A 17,821-nucleotide genomic window follows, 5' to 3' on the forward strand; every position below is an offset into this window, starting at 1 on the left:
GGGGTCTTTGGCGGCTGGGGCTTCTGCAGGGGTGAACGCATTGCAGACGAGTCCCTGCGGGTTCGCAACGACAAAGTGCCCAGGTGTGCACAATGTGCACAAATGGGCACTGCGTTGCGGGATTACCCTTGATGTGCGGCAACGAGGTGGGCCTTGACCTTGCTGCCGAGGCGTTCGAGACTCGTGTCCTTCCAACGAAGGCCTCCGGAGGATGCATGCAAATGCTCAAAGTCCCGGCCGCGAAGCCGATGGCCGGCCTGTCTACGACCCGATCGTCCGTTTACCGCGAACTTCAAGCCAAGCTTGAGATCAGCGAGCCGGGCGACGTCTACGAGCAGGAGGCCGATCGCATCGCCTCGCAGGCAGTCAGGGCCGGTGGCGCAGCGGCACCGCTCGCGATTCAGCCTTACTCGTCTCGAACAGGCGGCCCATCCGAACAGGTTCCCGCGAGCGTCATGCAAACCCTGGCGAGCGCGGGCGCTCCCCTCGAGCCGTCGGTTCGACGCGACATGGAGCATCGCTTCGGCTACGACTTCACGCGGGTCCGTGTCCATTCCGATGCCCTTGCCGCTGGCTCCGCGCGTGACGTTCATGCCCATGCATACACGGTCGGGCACGATGTCGTGTTCAACGAAGGGCGCTACTCGCCGGGCACGCAAGAAGGCCGCCAGCTGATTGCCCATGAGCTCACGCACGTCGTTCAGCAGAACGCCACGAAGGCGCTGCAAAGAAACAAGGTTCCGGAAGGTGTCATTCACGAGAAGTCGATGCAGTTTCTCGAGGACTCTTTGCGCCAGTTCTATGAAGCGCTGCCCCGCAAGGTCCGGATCGAGCTCAAGGCGGACGGCGTCATTGCGATCGCCATGGTCAGCCAAAGGAATACCGGCCAGGACCCGAGGCTCGTGTATGCCGTCGCCGGCATCCCGAACGGGCCCGATATTCGCAAAGCCGCGGAGAAGCTCAACCTCGTCTACGTGGGAGACACGGAGCAGGGTATCTCGGAAAAGAGACCTCAGGGACCCGCCCGGCAATATGGGCCGAATGACGGTCCGCCCCCGGGATCGGGCGGACTCGAACATGCAGAACAACTGATCAAGGCCTACAGACAGGAAAGAGGCGTGGACATTGACGGTTTGGTGGTGTCGCGCCCGTTGTGTCATGACTGCGTTCGTGTCATGCCGCGCGAAAAGGGTGGGCGAATCATGATCTCGGTGATCGTCGACCCTGACAAGACCCTCCCGAATCCTCGCAACGAGGCCATCAAGAACAAGGAAGCAGCGAAGGCCAAGGAAGTCGGAAAGACGGCGGGTCCTCCGGAGATTCCCGATGCCATCGAAGCCGAAGGGCGCGGCCGGGCGAGGTCAACCAGTGATCGTTCGCGCGGCCGAGCTCCGACAACCGACCGAAGCCTCGGCGGACGGGGAGCCAAGACCGAAAAGACCGGCTCCCTCCGCGGAGGCAAAGTGTCCGAGGTCGCCAATCGCCGCGGCGGAGGCGGCGTGACCCAAGAGCCGTTCGCGGTTCGGTCCACCGGCCCCTTCGAGGGACGAGGCCAGGTGGTCGAGCCCATCCGCGTTCCCGAGCCAGCGATCGCCCAGCAGGATATCAAGGGGGGCGTCGAAGGGGCGGCTGCCTTGATCAACGCGGGCCTGTTCAGCGCTTTGCAGGGCCATGAAGTCCAGCTGGCAGTCGACCGGCTCAAGGAGCTCACTCCGGAAATCGAGAATTGGCGCCAGCGGGGATATGGCGTGGGGGTCACCATGGTTGTCGAAGTGCCGGATCAACCCGACGTGCTCGCCGGCCCCACCGGCGTGCACTCTACCGGCGACATCGTCCATTTCAAGAAGATGTACATCAGCAGCATCGCGAGACCCGTCGGAGACGTCCCGGAGGGCCAGCAGGTGATGACTGCCGACTACGCGCGGGGCGATCCCAAGCCCAGCCCGAGCGATCCGTCCAACAAGGCGCGCAAGGGATTCCATCTGAAAACGGGATTTGTCGCGTTCCCGGCGCCGCCGCGCGCCAAGACGGAAGCGAAACTGACTCCGGTCGACTTGCGAGGTCTCCCCGGCTCTTATAAGTCGGAGTACCAGAAACTCTTCACGGGAGATCCGATGATTCTCGGACTCTTCGCCGCACGCACGCTTCGGATCGGCCTTGCGAACGATGGCAAGCTCACGGCACAAATGCGGCTGGGCTCACAGGAATTCAATTACCAGGCGCAAGAGCCGAGGGGAAAGCAACTCTTGTTCGGCCGTTTCAATTTTGGTGGAAAGGACGGGCCGGTCTTCACCAGTACATTCACCTACGAACCCGACAAGAACCCGAATGTTCTTCTTGAGTGGTTCGGCGCGCTGGAACCGGATGCGCAACCTGACCAGTACTGGAAGAAGATGTGGGACGGTCTGATCAGCTGGCGCAAGATCTAGCATCACGTCATATTCAAAGGTTCTCGCATGAAAAAGATCCTCACGCTCGGCTTGGTGCTCGGCGCCGCCGCCATGACCGCGCACGCACAGACCCTTTCCGCAGTCGAGCTGCGGCGCCGAACGGTCGAGCGTCGGGCTGTCGAAGCCGTGATCTGGGGCATGCCCGCCGTCAACTATGAGCGCATGCTGGACGCGGCGAGCGCCAATGGAGCAAAGCTGAACCAAGTCGTCTATTGGTCGCGTCCGGTGAACTGGAAGAACCAGACGCTCACCCCCAATCCGGACACGATCTACCTCAATCCTTTCTATGACACGTCGAAGGGTCCGGTGGTGGTGGAGATTCCGCCGGCCGACGAGGACCATGTGATCGTGGGCAGCTTCGACGTCTCATGGCAGAACGCGCTCGCCGATGTCGGGCCGGCCGGAGAGGACAAGGGCAAGGGTGCGAAATACCTCATCCTGCCGCCGGGCTACACCGAGAAAACGCCGGACGGCTACATCGTGCTGCAGTCGGAGACCTACCGGGGCTTTGTCATCTTGCGCTCGAACTTCAAGAGTCGCAGCGACGCCGACATTCAGTCCGCCGTCGATCACGGCAAGCGGGTAAAGGTCTATCCGCTGGGCGCCAATCCCGATTCGACGGTCTTCGTGGACGTCTACGACAAGCCCTTCGACGCGACCATTCCCTACGACGCGACATTCTTCGAATTGCTCAACCGTTTTGTGCAGGCCGAACCCTGGCTCACGCGCGACAAGGTGATGATCGATTCGCTCAAGTCGCTGGGTATCGAAAAGGGCAAGCCCTTCAACCCTGACGCCAAGACGAAGGCGCTCTTCAGCAAGGCGGCGCGGGAGGCGCACCAAGTCATTGGCCTCAAGTATGAGAGTGGTTTCGTGCCGCCGTTCTACGATGGAACGCGGTGGTCGGTGCCCGTGCCGCCGGAGACCCGAGACGGACTGGGCAACAAGTTCGCCGACCCCGACGAGTACGGCCTCGACGGCCGCGCAGTGATGTACCACATGGCGTACTTCAGCCCGAAGGTCTTGGGAGGCGCCCAGTTCTATCTCATGAATACCAGCGATAGCGCCGGCAGGCCGCTGGAGGGCGGAAAGACCTACCGGCTGAAGGTGCCGGCGAATGCGCCCATCGAGCAATACTGGTCGGTGACTGCCTACGACCGCGAGACGCATGCGTTGATCGTCGGGATGTCTCGTCCGAGCCTCGCGTCGAACGCCACGGCGGTGCAGAAAAACGCCGACGGCTCGACGGACGTGTACTTCGGCCCGCAGGCGCCTGTCGGAAATACGTCCAACTGGGTGCCGACCGATCCTAAACGGCGGTTCGAACTCCTGTTCCGCCTCTACGGCCCGAAGAAGGAACTCTTCGACAAGACGTGGACGTTGACCGACGTCGAGGCAATGAAATGATCACATGCGGTCGATTGTTGGCGCCGGCCTTCAACGCCTCGATTGCGAACGAAGCCATTGAATGAAGGCCAGTGCGGCTGATTGGCTCATTGCTTGTTGAGTCGAGAAAACCGAGTAGCTCTGGGTGTCCTTCTGGACGTGCGGATGGGCCTGCATCAAGAGGGATCAACGGCGTGAGCGAGCCGCTGCTTCGCCCCCGCAAATGACCTTGTCGAGCGCCTCCCTTGTTCGAGTCGCCCCGGTCGCGCCCCGTTGTGCACAATGTGCACACCCGAACTCTGCGCCACGCGACTGCCTCGATGACTGCTGCGACTGAATCCTCTTCCCGCGCGGCCCCGGTGGTGCGCGGCGCGCAAAGCATCGACCGGGCGATGCAGCTGCTGCAGTGCATCGCCGCGCAGCACGCGCAGGGCATCGCGCTGCCCGAACTGGTGGAGGCCGTGCGGCTCGACCGGACCACCACCTACCGCATCGTGTCTTCGCTGGTGCGGGCCGGGCTGGTCGGCCGCGATGCCGCCTCCGGCTTGTACCGGCTCGGCATCGAGGCCATGGCGCTCGGGCTGGCAGCGATGCAGCGCGCGCCGCTGGTCGAGCGCTGCCTGCCGGCCATGAAGGCGCTGGCGCGCCGCTCGGACGAGCATGTGTTCCTGGTCGTTCGGTCGGGCGACTACAGCCATTGCCTGCACCTGGAGCAGGGCGCGCATCCGATCCGGAGCTTCTTCGAGACGGTGGGCAGCATGCGCCTGCTGGGGCTGGGCATCCCGAGCTTCTCGCTGCTGGCGACGATGAGCGACGCCGAGATCGCCGCGCACTATGCGCGGTACGAGGCGGAATACCAGGCCCACCACATGAGCGCGGCCAAGCTGCAGCGCTGGATCCGCCAGACCCGCGAACTGGGCCATGCGCAGATCGTCGCCAAGGGCATCGCGGGTGTCGGCATGCGTTTCGCGATGGGTTCGTGCGGCGATGCGGCGCTCGGCATCGTGGTGCCGGCGTCGCGCTTGCCGCGCTCGCGCGCGGCGGTGCTGGCTGCGATGCTGCGGGGGGAGGTTGGAAGGCTGGGCTAGCGCTGTTGCGCGTGGGGGGCTATCGCCCGGGCCCGCCGCCACCAGGGCCGCCGCCGCCCCCGGGACCACCGCCACCGCCAGGACCACCACCACCGCCAGGACCACCACCACCCCCAGGGCCACCGCCCCCGGAGCCCCCGCCTGATCCGCCCCCGCCACCGCCCCCACCACCTCCGGGACCAGGACCTCCAGCCCCGCCGGCTGCCCCCGCGCTTGAACTTGCACCGGCCGCGCCTGCGCCGCTTCCCACGCTGGCCGGGGACGCCGCGCTGGACCCCGCAGAAGCAGAGGTGGTGCTTCCACCAGGATCAGCGCTCGAAATGGCCGCCATTGCACGGCTGCCCACACCGGTCACCGACACGTGTCGATTGACTGGTCCTGCCGCCGCTGCGCCCAGGCAGACGCGTTCTCCGAACGGGTTGTAGCGATCGCATGGCGGGTTGCTCGGCATGACGAGGACGGCGGCTCTTCCCGGATCCGTCCTCGAGCGCTTGACCTGCAGCGCCTCGACGTCATCCGGCTTGAGGTTCGAAGCCTGGGCAGCCGCGGGTGCGCTCACCCCCCGGCGACCCGTCTCGACAACGGCCGCGGTCGTCACTGTGTCGTGGCTTCGTTTCGGCGTGGCTGCCACGGCCTGGCTTCGTCGACGCGGTGCCGTCCGCTGCGAAGGTGCGGGGACCTGCGGTTCGGGACTTGTTTCCAGATCGGGTTGATCTTGCTGCGCCGGAGCCACCAGGGGCGGCGGCAGGTCGGGCGGCGAGAAAGTCACCAGCGTTGTCTGCGCCGCCGCTGGAGACTGAACCGATACCGGCGGCGGATCGAGAATGCGTTGTGTCCGGACCGGAGAGCGACTCGCGTACCAATAGACGAAGGCGCCTGCAAGCAGCGGCAGCGCGAGCACCAGGAGCACCAGCGAGATATCGATTCCAGCCGGCAGTCCGAACTTGCCGCGATGATGCGCCTTCGCTCCTTCGGCTGGTGCGCGAGTCAGCCCGTCCCGCGGCCTCGCCGATGGCATGGATGCTGCGGCATGCGCGTCGGGCAGTGTGTGGGCAAACGCAGCCGCATCGAAGCGCACACCTGAGAACTTGCCCGCACAACCACGGCAATACCTGGCTCTGTCCCGGTTGGGCGCGTGGCAAGCCTCGCAGTATTTGGTCATTGTGTCTTCCCACGCCGGGCGAGCGACGGCCGCGCTACGGCACAGGAATGAGACTGGTGACGAGCACAAGTGAATTGATCACGATGAAAAACGCCACGAAGTCCAGCGCCGACGCGCGTCGCGGCACGGCGAGCCCATCCCATTGCGGTGCCGCCATGGTCCCCAGTCCCTTGGCGACATAGAAGCCCGCCAGCTTGTGGGAGCAGCATTTGCAATAGCGCGCCGAGCCGAGGTTGATCGTGTTGCAGGCATCGCATACCTCGGCCGAACTGGCACTGATCCGCAGCCTCACCAGATCGATCAGGCTGCCGAAGGCGGTGCTGGACGGCGCCGAGGCGGTCCAGTCTGACGCTTCGACGGCCATCATCGGAAGTCTCCCAGGCGCCCGAGTCCCGCAACTCGCATGGACGACGTTGCCGAGCTGCAGCATGGATGGACCCTGGCCCGCCGGAAGGCTCGCCTGAGCCTTTCCTCGGCGACGGCGATCCGGGCGAACAGACGCAACTCGATATCGGTCGGTCCGGGCCCCCGGCCCTCAACCTGGCTGCGAAACGCGGCGACGATGCGAAGGTGGATCGCCTGTCTTGCCCGCACGGCGGCATTCCAGGCCCTGCGCGCGCTCATCTCGCCGGGTCGCAGCGAGTCTCGCGCAGATGCTCCTCGGCGGCGGATCGATACCGAGGCCCGGCTGGGCTTCCGACTGGCCGGCTTTCCGTCGTGTGTGCTGCTTGACATGGGGTCTCTCCAGTTGGATGGGAAGTTTTCACATTTAAGCGCTCTTGTCCTATAGTGGTTGCAACGGATTTGTAAGACACAGGCTTGTGACTGTGTCCCAGTGGTAACCGGGCGTTAACAACCCGACAGAGGTCGTGCATGAAGTGCTCCCCAATCCGACGCGCCGCCGCAAACAGCTCGGCTCGGCCCCGCCGTAGCGCGGGCAACTAGGCGCCATGGCCGCTCATCCCGCTGGATCGAAGAACGCCAGGCATCCGCGCGGCCGACCGTCCCTTCGGGAAGGGATCGCCCAGAACAGGCAGGGCCAACTGACTTGGGTGCTCGGGGCTTGGGCGCGCGTGCTGCGACCGCTGGTGCGGCTGGCCCTGGCCTTCGGCGTCAAGCATTCGCATCTCGATGAACTGCTGCGCGACATCATGGTCGATGAAGCGCGCCGCACATGGCTCGAGCAGGGCGTCGAACCCAACATCAGCCAGATCTCGGTGACGACGGGATTGAATCGCAAGGCCGTCACGGTCAAGGTGCGGGAGGAGGGCGCCGAAGACCTGCCGAGATCCGAGCTGTCCGCCGAAGCGAAGACGATCACGCTGTGGCTGCAGATGTTGGCAGACGACCCCAAGCTTCGACGGCTGCCGATCGTGGCCGAAGGGAGCGGGCCTTCGTTCGAGGCGCTGGCCCGCCACGCCAGTCGAGGCAACGTGCACCATCGCACCATCCTCGACGAACTGGTGCGGCTCAACATGGTCAGCGAAGGCGACGGCCGTGTGGCACTGGACGCGGCCGGCTTCGTTCCGGCCGGCGACCTGAAGGAGATGCTTGCGTTCCTGGGTGACAACACGCGCGATCACCTGTCGGCCGCGGTCTCCAACACCTTCGGCGCCAAGCCGCCGCTGCTCGAACGGTCGGTGTTCGCCGGTGGAATTTCGCTCGAGGACTGCGAGCGGATCCACCAGTTCGTGCGGCAGCGGTGGGGTGGACTGCATCACGACCTGACGCAGGAAATGACGCGCGCCTACGAAGCCGCCGACAAGAGCGCGACGGGGCGGATCCGGGTCGGCATCTACACCTACTACGAAGACACCGCAGCCGGAACCAGCGCACCCGTGCCGGCAGCAACCTCCAGATCATCAGGGAAAAAAGCATGAAGAACCAAGCGCTTCGCATCGGGATCCTGGCGTTGCTTGTCGCCTCGCTGCTGTCTTGTGGGGGTGGCGGTGGCGGCGGTGGCGGCGGCGCGGCAGCGTTGGGCAATGCCGCGGGCGGCGCATCGCTCGCGAGTGCCGGCGGCAGTCCTGCGCTGACGGCGGACGCCACACCGAGCGGCAACGGCCTGGGCGGCATCGCGGCCGACGATGGCAGCAGTTCGACGAGCACCGCGGCCTCTGGCGGCGACGACGGATCGGGAGTCGGCTCGGGAGGCACGGGCGTGAGCACCGCCGACGCCACGGGCATCGGTGCGGTCGACGGCGCGGGCAGCATCATCGTCAACGGGCTTCGCTACGAGACCGGGTCCGCAGTCGGGCACATCGAGGACGCCGCGGGGCTGCAGTTGGGAATGAGCGCGAAGGTCACGGGGCCGGTCAACGCCGACTTCACGAGCGGCATCGCCCGCCGCGTGGACTCGGCGGCCGACATTCGCGGCCCGCTGCTGTCGGTCGACCTGGCCCAGGGCCGCTTCGTCGTCCTCGGCACCACGGTGACCACCGACGAGGCCACCGTGTGGGCCGACGCCACCGGTCTTGCGGCGCTGCGGCTCGGCCAGACGCTGCAGATCTGGGGGCTGCCTGCGGCGCCGGGCGTGCTGCGGGCGACCCGGGTCGAGCAGCGAGACCCCGCTGCGTTCATTCTCACGGGCACGGTGCAGAACCTCGACGCGATCGCGCGAAGCTTCACGCTCGGCGGCCTCGTCGTCGACTACGGCAGTGCCGTGTTGTCCGGCAGCCTGGACGGTCGGCCGCTGTCCGACGGGACCATCGTGCGCGTGCGGGCCGACAGCGCGTCGCCGGGCAGGCTCGCCGCCACCCTGGTGCAGTGGTGGTACCCGGTGCCGACGGCAGAGGGCACCACGGTGCAGCTCGCCGGCGTCATCACGGACTTCGCGGGCACGGGCGCCCTGCGCGTGCTGGGCCTCCGAGTCGACGCGTCATCGGCGCGGATCACGGGCGGGCCTTCGGGAGCCGTCGGCAATGGCGTCAAGGTGGAGGTCGGCGGCAAGCTGTCTGGCGGCGTCCTCAAGGCGACCCAGCTGAAGATCCGCCACATACCCGGTACCGGAGGGCCGGCTTCGTTCGACCTGATCGGAACCGTCGGTGCCTTCCGTTCGGCCTCCGACTTCAAGGTCAGAGGGCAGCCCGTGAATGCCGGTGGCCGGGGTGTCTTGTTCACGAACGGCACTGCGGCCAATCTGGGCAACGGCGTCAAGGTGCACGTGCATGGCGAACAGGTCGCGGACGGCGTGCTGACCGCGACCAGCGTCAACTTCGAATGACGCCGATCCTCGAATTTCAACCGTGTCAGACGACGCCTACGACCTGACAGGTCCATTTCCCGCAAATCAAAATGCGAACCTTTTACCTATACTTCGAGCCCGCGAATCGTAACAATTTATGACATGAAACAGAGCTTCGATGATTGGGAGAGTCAATGGTCCTCGGCGCGTCGGCGCGAGAATCTCGCCACCGAGAGGCAGCACCTCGAGCAGGAGAGATACGTCGCCGGCTGGAAGCGCAACCTGGCCGTCATCGCTGTCCTGGTGGTGGGTCTTGCCGTCTTGCTGGTCCGTCACTATGCCTAGTCGAGGATGGCGCGCCGCTCCGCCGCACCCTCCCTAAAGGGCAATAGACAGCGGGCGCGAGGGCGCAGACAGTGGCGGAGAAGCCATGAGCGCCACCGCTGGAGAGCCCGCATGAACGTCAGCCCGAGACGAATCACCCGACCGCTTGCCTGCGCGCTGCTCGCGGCCTCCGCATCGCTGTGGGCGCCCGGCCTTGCACTGGCGCAAGACAAGGCCGTGCCCGCGGCCGCCCCCGCGAAGGACATCAAGGACCAGCGGGCACTGACGCTCCTCAAGGCCATGAGCGACACGCTGGCCGGCGCGAAGACACTCAGCTTCAAGGTGCGCGGCATCGTGCCGACGCACTCGCCGACCGGTCAGTTCGTGAGCCTCCATGCATCGTCGCGCGTGGTGATGCAGCGGCCCGACAAGTTGTTCGTGTCGGCGCGCGGCGACCTGTTCCCGAGCGACGCCTTCTACGACGGCAAGACCGTGACAGTGGTCGGAGCAGGTGGCAAGTTCTATGCGCAGCGCGATGCGGCGGGCGGCTTCCTCGAGGCGCTCATGAACGGCGTGCAGCCGGGGTCTGACGCCACGGCGCCTTTCCTGGATCTTCTGGTGGCGGACCCGTATGCGTTCCTGACCAAGGATTTCACCAGCGCGCTCTGGGTCGGCCAGACGACGGTCGGCGGCGTCAAGACCGATCACCTGGCATTCACCGCGCCGGGCCTCGACTGGGAAGTGTGGATCGGCACCTCGGACAAGCTGCCGCGCCTGATGGTCGTGTCGTACCGGACGGGCGAGCGTCAGCCGACGTTCACCGTGGAGTTGTCCGACTGGAAGCTCGACGCAGCGGTTCCGGCGCAGACCTTCAAGGCGAGCATCCCGAAAGGCGCGGTGAAGCTCGAGTTCAAGCAGATGGGCCAGGACAAGTGATCAGGCAGAGGAGCAGCGCGATGAAGCCAATCAAGACACTCCTATTCGGCATCGCGGTCGTGGCGGGCGTTTTCGTTCCGCTGTCCGATGCCAGCGCCTGGATTGCTGCAGCGGGAGGCTGGCGGGGCGGCGCCGTCGCGGTCGGCGGCTATCACCCCTACCACCCCTATTACCGACCCGCCGGCTGCTACGGCTGCGGCGCGGCCGTGGGCGCCGTTGCGGGCATGGCGGTGGGTGCCGCCATCGCAGATTCATACCGTCCCGCCGTGGTCGTGCAGCAGCCTGCAGTGGTGGTGCCGCCGCCCGTCTACGTCACCCAGAGCAACCTGCCGCTCGGCACGCAGGTGGCCGCATTGCCTGGCGGGGCGCGCAGCATGGTGGTGAACGGCGTCAACTTCTATCAGTTCGGATCGACCTGGTACAAGCCGTACTTCGGATCGAGCGGGGTGTATTACGAGGTCGTTCCGGCGCCGTAGTCGGGTCGGTGGTCTGGCGGGGACGCGTTCGGGGCGCGTGCCGAGGGCACCGGGTGGCCCCCTCCGCGAATGTCCCCCGCCTTCGGCTCCTCCTTTATTTCGCTGCGGGGGCCACCCGGTGCCCTCGGCACGGGTAGCAGAAGGTGGTTCCAGCCGATGAACGACGGCCGTGACGGCTCGCGCCGATGGTGTGCTCTGCGCAGCGAAATAAAGGAGGAGGCCGAAGGCCGGGGGACATTCGCGGAGCAGAGCACACCGTCGGCGTGAGCCCCGCCCCAACTCCACCAGACGACGGTTGCTGGACCTCAGCCCGGCAGGTCGAGCACCTGCCGCGCGAGGATGTTCCGCTGGATCTCGTTGGTGCCGCCATAGATCATCGCGGAGGTCGATCCGATCAATGGCGAGAGCGCATTGAAAGGCTGTCCGTCGACGTCGACATCGCCGGCGATCGCGCCTTGTTCCTCGCTGGCCTCGACCAGCAGTGCGCCGATGCGGTGGTAGGTCTCGCTGGCAAAGATCTTCAGCAGCGACACCGAGGAAGGCAACGGCTTGCCGGCCTTCACGATGTTGGCGAAGCCCGCGTACGTGGCAGAGAGGTCGGCGACGTCGAGCCTGAGGGCCGTATAGCGCTGCATGAACACCGGGTCCGCGAACAGCCGCCGCGCCCGCGCCAGCCGCGCCAGCTGGCCCAGCGCGTACTGCGACTGCTTCGGGCTGCCGAGGAAGATGCGCTCGAAGCCCAGCAGCGCCTTGGCGATGGTCCAGCCGCCGTGCAGCCGGCCCACCAGGTTCTCGGCCGGCACCCGCACGTTGTCGAAGAACACCTCGCAGAATTCGGGCTCGCCGGCGAGCGTGTGGATCGGCCGGATCGTGATGCCCGGCGTCGCCAGGTCGCACAGCAGGAAGCTGATGCCTTCCTGCTTCTTGGCGTCGCGGTCGGTGCGCACCAGCATGAAGATGTGGTTGGCATCCTGCGCCAGCGTGGTCCAGATCTTCTGGCCGTTGACGATGAAGTGGTCGCCCGCAGCATCGCGCGCCTGCAGCGCCTCGGTGCGCAGGCCGGCGAGGTCGGAGCCGGCATTGGGCTCCGAATAGCCCTGGCACCACACATGCTCGCCGCTCAGGATGCGCGGCAGGAAGCGCTGCTGCTGGGCCGGCGTGCCGTGCTGGATCAGCAGCGGCCCGATCATCACGATGCCCTGGTCGGGCGCGCGGGCCACGCCGTGCTGCTCGAGTTCCTCGATCCAGGCGATCATCTTGTCGGCCGGCAGGCCCATGCCGCCATGCGCCTGCGGCCAGGCCGGCGCAACCCAGCCCTGCGCCGACAGCGTGAGGTACCAGTCGCGCATCTCGCTCCAGCGCGCGCGGTGCGACAGGTAGCGCAGCCGTGCCGGGTAGCGCTGCTGCAGGAAGGCGCGCACCATGCGCCGGAAGTCGGGCTCGGGCATGGCGCCCCAGTCGGCCGTGCGCGGGAATTCGCCGGTCCAGGCGATCGCCTCGTTGGCCCGGGCGCCGGCCTCGGCCAGGGCGGCATAGCGGCGCTGGTGCGCCGTGGCGTTGCCGAGCCAGGCCGCGAGCCGCAGCGTGCGCTTGTAGAACAGGCTCAGGTCGCATTCCTGCGTGTAGCCGATCGCGCCGTGCAGCTGCACCGCCGAGCGCGAGATCTGCAGCGCGGCCGAACTGCAGCGTGCGTTGACGCGGCTGGCCTCGGCCTCGAGCCGCTCGATCGGCAGACCCGGCTCGGCCGCCAGCGCCAGCACCTCGGCCAGGGTGGCGCGCGCCACTTCGAGCTGGATGAACATGTCGACCGCCCGATGCTGCAGCGCCTGGAAGCTGCCGATCGGCTTGCCGAACTGCGCGCGCGTGCGCAGGTAGGCCAGGGTCTGGTCGAGCATCGCCTGCGCCGTGCCCGTCAGTTCGGCGGCCTGCAGGATCTGACCGGCGGCCAGGGTCTGGCGCAGCGCCTCGCGGGCGGTGCTGCCTTCGGCCAGCACGGCTTCGGCGGGCAGCGAGACGCGGTCGAAGCGCAAAGTGGCCGCCTGTTCGCCATCGACCAGCGGCGTCAGCGTCTCGGTCACGCCGGCGGTGCCGCGCGGCACCCACAGCAGCACGGTGTCGTCATCGCCGCGCGCCGACACCAGCCAGCCGCTGGCGGCCGCCCCCGGCAGCACCATCATCTTCTCGCCCTGCAGCAGCACGCGGCCCTGCGGATCGGCTTCACAGCCGCAATCCAGTGGCACGTCGCTGAGGTCGCCTGCGCTTTCCTGCCAGGCCAAGGCAGGCAGGCTCCGGCCTTCGACCAGTTCGCACAGCAGCCTGCTGGCGGCGGCACCGTCCAGCCGCCGCAGCAGCAGGGCGCCGAGGCCGGCCACGGCCAGCAGTGGCTCGGGCGCCACGTGCTCGCCGGCGGCGCGCAGCAGTTCCGCGGCGCCGGCCAGGTCGAAGGCCAGGCCGCCCGCGGACTCGGGCGCCAGCATGCCGGGCCAGCCCAGTGCGACCAGCGCGGACCAGGCCGCCGCTTGGGCGCCGCGCGGGCTTTCGGTCAGTGCGCGGCAGCGGCGGATGCTGCCGCTGCGCTCGAAATAGTCCAGTGCCGCTTCGCGGATGGCGGCCAATGAGTCGTGGTCCATGGTGTCCAACTTGGTGAGATCCGGGTTGGGAGCGTGCCAGAGCGGGCGCGCACCGACGTTCACGATTGCCGAAGGGAGCCTTCGGCAATCACAGACCGCGATCGCTGCAACGGGACTAGATTCGCGGGGTCGACATTTCGCGCACCCATTCCGCCATGACCAAGATCAAGAAGTCCCTGCACACCGAACTCGGCCACAGCACGCCCGACAAGATCACCGTGCGCGGGCGCGACCTGCCCTCCGAGATCCTCGGCCACCTGAACCTCGGCGACATGGCCTTCCTCGAGCTCACCGGCCGGGTGCCGACCCCGCAGGAATCGATCACTTTCAACGCCATCGTGGTGACGCTGGTCGAGCACGGCATCACGCCGAGCGCGCTGGTCGCCCGCCTGACCTACGCCGGCGCGCCCGAGGCGCTGCAGGCCGCCGTGGGCGCTGGCCTCTGCGGGCTGGGCAGCGTGTTCGTCGGCAGCACCGAAGGCGCCGCGCGCATGCTGTACGAGGCGATCCCGCCCGGCACCCAGCCCACCCGGCCGCTGGCCGACCTGGCGCGCGAGATCGTCGCCGCCTACCGCGCCCGCAAGGAGATCGTGCCGGGCCTGGGCCATCCGCTGCACAAGCCGATCGATCCGCGCACGCCGCGGCTGTTCCAGATCGCGGCCGAGAACGGCCTGTCGAGCCACTACGTGGCGCTGATGCAGGCGGTGCAGGCAGAAGCCGAGCGGGTCTCGGGCAAGTCGCTGCCGATCAATGCCACCGGCGCCATCGGTGCCATCGCGGCCGAATTCGGCTTCCCCTGGCGCATCATCCGCGGCTTCGGTGTGATGGCGCGCGCCATCGGCCTGGTCGGCCACATCCTGGAGGAGATCGACGATCCGATGGGCGTCGAGATCTGGCAGCGGGTCGAGCGCGAGGCCGGGAGCCCGCGCCAAGACTGAAAGGCCAGGCCATGACCGACCCGCTCGACATCGCCCACCTGCAAACCTGGATCGGCCGCACCGAGACCCATGACGACCTGCTGTCGCCCTGGACCGCGAGCGCGCTGGCCGCCACCCTTCGCAACGACGACCAGCCCTGGCCGGCGGGCCGGGCGCTGCCGCCGCTGTGGCACTGGTGCTACTTCCTGCCGACCGCGCCACAGATCCAGCTCGGTCCGGATGGCCATCCGGCGCGCGGCGGCTTCCTGCCGCCGGTGCCGCTGCCGCGCCGCATGTGGGCCGGCAGCCAACTCGAGTTCTTCGCGCCGCTGCCGCTCGGCGCGCCGGCGCGCAAGACCTCGCGCGTGGCTGACGTCACCCTGAAGCAGGGCAAGGCCGGTGCCCTGGTATTCGTCAAGGTCGCGCACGAGGTGCACGCAGGCGACACGCTGGTGCTGCGCGACCTGCACGACATCGTCTACCGCGAGGCGGCGAAGCCGGGCGAATCGGCGCCGCCGCAAGTTCCGCCGGCCGATGCGGCCTGGTCGAACGAGCACCGGCCCGACGCCACCCTGCTGTTCCGCTACTCGGCGCTCACCTTCAACAGCCACCGCATCCACTACGACCATCCCTACGTCACGCAGGTCGAGGGCTACGACGACCTGGTGGTGCACGGGCCGCTGATCGCCACGCTGCTGCTCGAGGCGGCGCAACTGCACAACCCGGGCCGACGCGTGGGCGCCTACCGCTTCAAGGCCGTGCGCCCGCTGACCTGCGGGCGCCTGCTGCGGGTCTGCGGCCACGCGGCCGACGCCGACGGCAAGGTTGCACTCTGGGCCGAAGACGGCCAGGGCGCGCTGCTGATGCAGGCCAGCGCCGAACTCTCATCCTCCTGACCGCCATGACCGATTCCAATCCCCGCTTCCCCGACATCCGCGACGCCGTGCGCGACCTCTGCGCCCAGTTCCCCAACGAGTACTTCCGCAAGGTCGACGAGGCCCGCGCCTACCCTGCCGAATTCGTCGACGCCCTGACCAAGGCCGGCTGGATGGCCGCGCTGATACCGCAGGAATACGGCGGCTCGGGCCTCGGGCTCACTGAAGCCTCGGTGATCATGGAGGAGATCAACCGCGCGGGCGGCAACTCGGGCGCCTGCCATGGCCAGATGTACAACATGGGCACCTTGCTGCGCCATGGCTCCGAGGGGCAGAAGCGCCAGTACCTGCCGAAGATCGCCAGCGGCGACCTGCGACTGCAGTCGATGGGCGTGACCGAGCCGTCGACCGGAACCGACACCACCAAGATCAAGACCACCGCGGTGAAGAAGGGCGACCGCTACGTCGTCAACGGCCAGAAGGTCTGGATCTCGCGCATCCAGCACTCCGACCTGATGATCCTGCTGGCGCGCACCACGCCGCTGGCCGACGTCAAGAAGAAGTCCGAAGGCATGTCGATCTTCATCGTCGACCTGCGCGAAGCCATCGGCAACGGGCTCACGGTGCGGCCGATCCTCAACATGGTCAACCACGAGACCAACGAGCTGTTCTTCGAGAACCTCGAGATCCCGGCCGAGAACCTCATCGGCGAAGAAGGGCAGGGCTTCAAGTACATCCTCGACGGCCTCAACGCCGAGCGCACGCTGATCGCGGCCGAGTGCATCGGCGACGGCTACTGGTTCATCGACAAGGTCACCGCCTACACCAAGGAGCGCGTGGTCTTCGGCCGTCCGATCGGCCAGAACCAGGGCGTTCAGTTCCCGATCGCCGAGGCCTTCATCGAGGTCGAGGCGGCCGACCTGATGCGCTACGAGGCCTGCCGCCGCTTCGACGCCCGCGAGCCCTGCGGCGCCCAGGCCAACATGGCGAAGTACCTCGCGGCCAAGGCCTCGTGGGAGGCCGCCAACGCCTGCCTGCAGTTCCACGGCGGCTTCGGCTTCGCCTGCGAATACGACATCGAGCGCAAGTTCCGCGAGACCCGGCTCTACCAGGTGGCGCCGATCTCGACCAACCTGATCCTGAGCTACGTGGCCGAGCACATGCTGGGCTTGCCGAGGAGCTTCTGATGCGGCCGCTCGAAGGCATCACGGTCCTCACGCTCGAACACGCGATCGCGGCGCCGTTCTGCACCCGGCAACTGGCCGACCTGGGCGCCCGCGTCATCAAGGTCGAGCGGCCCGGCAGCGGCGACTTCGCGCGCGCCTACGACCAGCGCGTGCACGGGCTGGCCTCGCACTTCGTCTGGACCAACCGCTCCAAGGAGAGCCTCACGCTCGACGTCAAGCACCCGCAGGGCCGGGAGATCCTCCAGCGCCTCGTCGCCGAAGCCGACGTGCTGGTGCAGAACCTCGCGCCGGGCGCGGCCGCGCGGCTGGGCCTGTCGTTCGAGGCCTTGTCGCCGAAGCATCCGGGCTTGATCGTGTGCGACATCTCGGGCTACGGCGACGATGCGCAGAAGCCCGGGCCCTACCGCGACAGCAAGGCCTACGACCTGCTGATCCAGAGCGAGTCCGGCTTCCTGTCGGTCACCGGCACGCCGCAGGACATGGCGAAGGCCGGCTGCTCCATCGCCGACATCTCGGCGGGCATGTACGCCTACAGCAACATCCTCGCGGCGCTGCTGCAGCGCGGCAAGACGGGCAAGGGCTGCCGCATCGACGTCTCGATGCTCGAGAGCATGGTCGAGTGGATGAGCTTCCCGATGTATTACGCCTTCGACGGTGCCGAGCCGCCGCCGCGCGCGGGCGCCGCGCACGCGACGATCTATCCCTACGGTCCGTTCCAGGCCGGCGACGGCAAGCTGGTCATGCTGGGCCTGCAGAACGAGCGCGAATGGCAGGTGTTCTGCGCCCAGGTGCTGGAGCAGCCGGCCCTGGCGACCGATGCGCGCTTTGCCTCCAACACGCAGCGCACCGCGTCGCGCGATACGTTGCGCGAGATCATCGTGCAGGCTTTCGCGCCCTTCACCGCGGCGCAGATCATGCAGCGCCTCGACGCCGCGCAGATCGCGACCGCGCAGGTCAACACGATGCACGACGTCTGGAACCACCCGCAGTTGGCGGCGCGCGGGCGCTGGACCGAAGTGGGCACCGGCGCCGGCCCGATTCCGGCGCTGCTGCCGCCGGGCGTGCCGCGCGAATGGGATGCACGCATGGATGCGGTGCCCACCCTGGGCCAGCATACCGATGCGATCCTGGCGCAGTGCGGCTATGACGCCGACGCCATCGCGGCACTGCGTTCCGACGGCGCCGTGTGAGCAACGAAACATTTTC

Annotated in this window: 14 protein-coding genes; 12 read left to right on the forward strand and 2 right to left on the reverse strand. The window is 67.3% G+C overall.

All coding sequences use genetic code 11. The annotated features are described in order from the left end of the window. Positions 1-215: 215 nt before the first annotated feature. The 3 genes from QTI17_RS21205 (at position 216) to QTI17_RS21215 (ending at position 4,924) form a co-directional block, all read left to right on the forward strand. Positions 216-2,429: an eCIS core domain-containing protein gene (locus QTI17_RS21205; RefSeq protein ID WP_286535429.1), complete on the forward strand. Its 2,214-nt coding sequence runs from the start codon at positions 216-218 to the stop codon at positions 2,427-2,429. Positions 2,430-2,456: 27 nt separating this feature from the next. Then, positions 2,457-3,857, forward strand: a complete 1,401-nt coding sequence (locus QTI17_RS21210; RefSeq protein WP_286535430.1) for a DUF1254 domain-containing protein — start codon at positions 2,457-2,459, stop codon at positions 3,855-3,857. A 299-nt stretch (positions 3,858-4,156) separates the two neighbouring features. Next, positions 4,157-4,924 carry an IclR family transcriptional regulator gene (locus QTI17_RS21215; protein WP_286535431.1) on the forward strand — a complete coding sequence of 256 codons (768 nt, stop codon included), beginning with the start codon at positions 4,157-4,159 and terminating at the stop codon, positions 4,922-4,924. A 1,196-nt stretch (positions 4,925-6,120) separates the two neighbouring features. Here QTI17_RS21215 and QTI17_RS21220 read toward each other — a convergent pair. Beyond that, the gene (locus QTI17_RS21220; protein WP_286535432.1) at positions 6,121-6,453 is read right to left on the reverse strand and encodes a hypothetical protein; all 333 of its coding nucleotides are present in this window, start codon (positions 6,451-6,453) and stop codon (positions 6,121-6,123) included. Positions 6,454-7,036: 583 nt separating this feature from the next. Here QTI17_RS21220 and QTI17_RS21225 point away from each other — a divergent pair. The 5 genes from QTI17_RS21225 to QTI17_RS21245 all read left to right on the forward strand — a co-directional run bounded on the left by QTI17_RS21225 (position 7,037) and on the right by QTI17_RS21245 (position 11,006). Continuing rightward, on the forward strand, positions 7,037-7,966 hold the full coding sequence (locus QTI17_RS21225; protein WP_286535433.1) for a DUF6502 family protein: 930 nt from the start codon (positions 7,037-7,039) through the stop codon (positions 7,964-7,966). Beyond that, a complete protein-coding gene (locus QTI17_RS21230) occupies positions 7,963-9,309 on the forward strand; it encodes a DUF5666 domain-containing protein (RefSeq protein WP_286535435.1) in 1,347 nt (448 codons plus the stop codon). The genes QTI17_RS21225 and QTI17_RS21230 overlap by 4 nt, the downstream gene beginning before the upstream one ends. Positions 9,310-9,432: 123 nt before the next feature. After that, positions 9,433-9,615, forward strand: coding sequence for a hypothetical protein (locus QTI17_RS21235; protein ID WP_286535436.1), 183 nt, complete (start codon positions 9,433-9,435; stop codon positions 9,613-9,615). A 111-nt stretch (positions 9,616-9,726) separates the two neighbouring features. Further along, positions 9,727-10,530: a DUF2092 domain-containing protein gene (locus QTI17_RS21240; RefSeq protein ID WP_286535438.1), complete on the forward strand. Its 804-nt coding sequence runs from the start codon at positions 9,727-9,729 to the stop codon at positions 10,528-10,530. Positions 10,531-10,550: 20 nt separating this feature from the next. Next, positions 10,551-11,006 (forward strand): hypothetical protein, encoded by a 456-nt coding sequence (locus tag QTI17_RS21245; RefSeq protein ID WP_286535439.1) that lies wholly within the window; start codon positions 10,551-10,553, stop codon positions 11,004-11,006. A 305-nt stretch (positions 11,007-11,311) separates the two neighbouring features. Here QTI17_RS21245 and QTI17_RS21250 read toward each other — a convergent pair whose 3' ends face one another. Beyond that, complete coding sequence (locus QTI17_RS21250) at positions 11,312-13,636, reverse strand: acyl-CoA dehydrogenase family protein (RefSeq protein ID WP_286535440.1); 2,325 nt, start codon at positions 13,634-13,636, stop codon at positions 11,312-11,314. A gap of 155 nt (positions 13,637-13,791) precedes the next feature. On the opposite strand from QTI17_RS21250, the gene QTI17_RS21255 reads away from it, so the two are divergent. The 4 genes from QTI17_RS21255 to QTI17_RS21270 are packed head-to-tail and all read left to right on the forward strand — an operon-like array spanning position 13,792 to position 17,805. Then, a complete protein-coding gene (locus tag QTI17_RS21255; protein ID WP_286535441.1) occupies positions 13,792-14,574 on the forward strand; it encodes a citryl-CoA lyase in 783 nt (260 codons plus the stop codon). An 11-nt stretch (positions 14,575-14,585) separates the two neighbouring features. After that, complete coding sequence (locus QTI17_RS21260) at positions 14,586-15,449, forward strand: HTD2 family dehydratase (protein ID WP_286535442.1); 864 nt, start codon at positions 14,586-14,588, stop codon at positions 15,447-15,449. 5 nt (positions 15,450-15,454) lie between these two features. Further along, positions 15,455-16,615 carry an acyl-CoA dehydrogenase family protein gene (locus tag QTI17_RS21265; protein ID WP_286535443.1) on the forward strand — a complete coding sequence of 387 codons (1,161 nt, stop codon included), beginning with the start codon at positions 15,455-15,457 and terminating at the stop codon, positions 16,613-16,615. Further along, complete coding sequence (locus tag QTI17_RS21270) at positions 16,615-17,805, forward strand: CaiB/BaiF CoA transferase family protein (protein ID WP_286535444.1); 1,191 nt, start codon at positions 16,615-16,617, stop codon at positions 17,803-17,805. The genes QTI17_RS21265 and QTI17_RS21270 overlap by 1 nt, the downstream gene beginning before the upstream one ends. The last annotated feature ends 16 nt before the right edge of the window (positions 17,806-17,821 follow it).

It is taken from the genome of Variovorax sp. J31P179 (assembly GCF_030316985.1).
Classification (GTDB): domain Bacteria; phylum Pseudomonadota; class Gammaproteobacteria; order Burkholderiales; family Burkholderiaceae_C; genus Variovorax; species Variovorax ginsengisoli_B.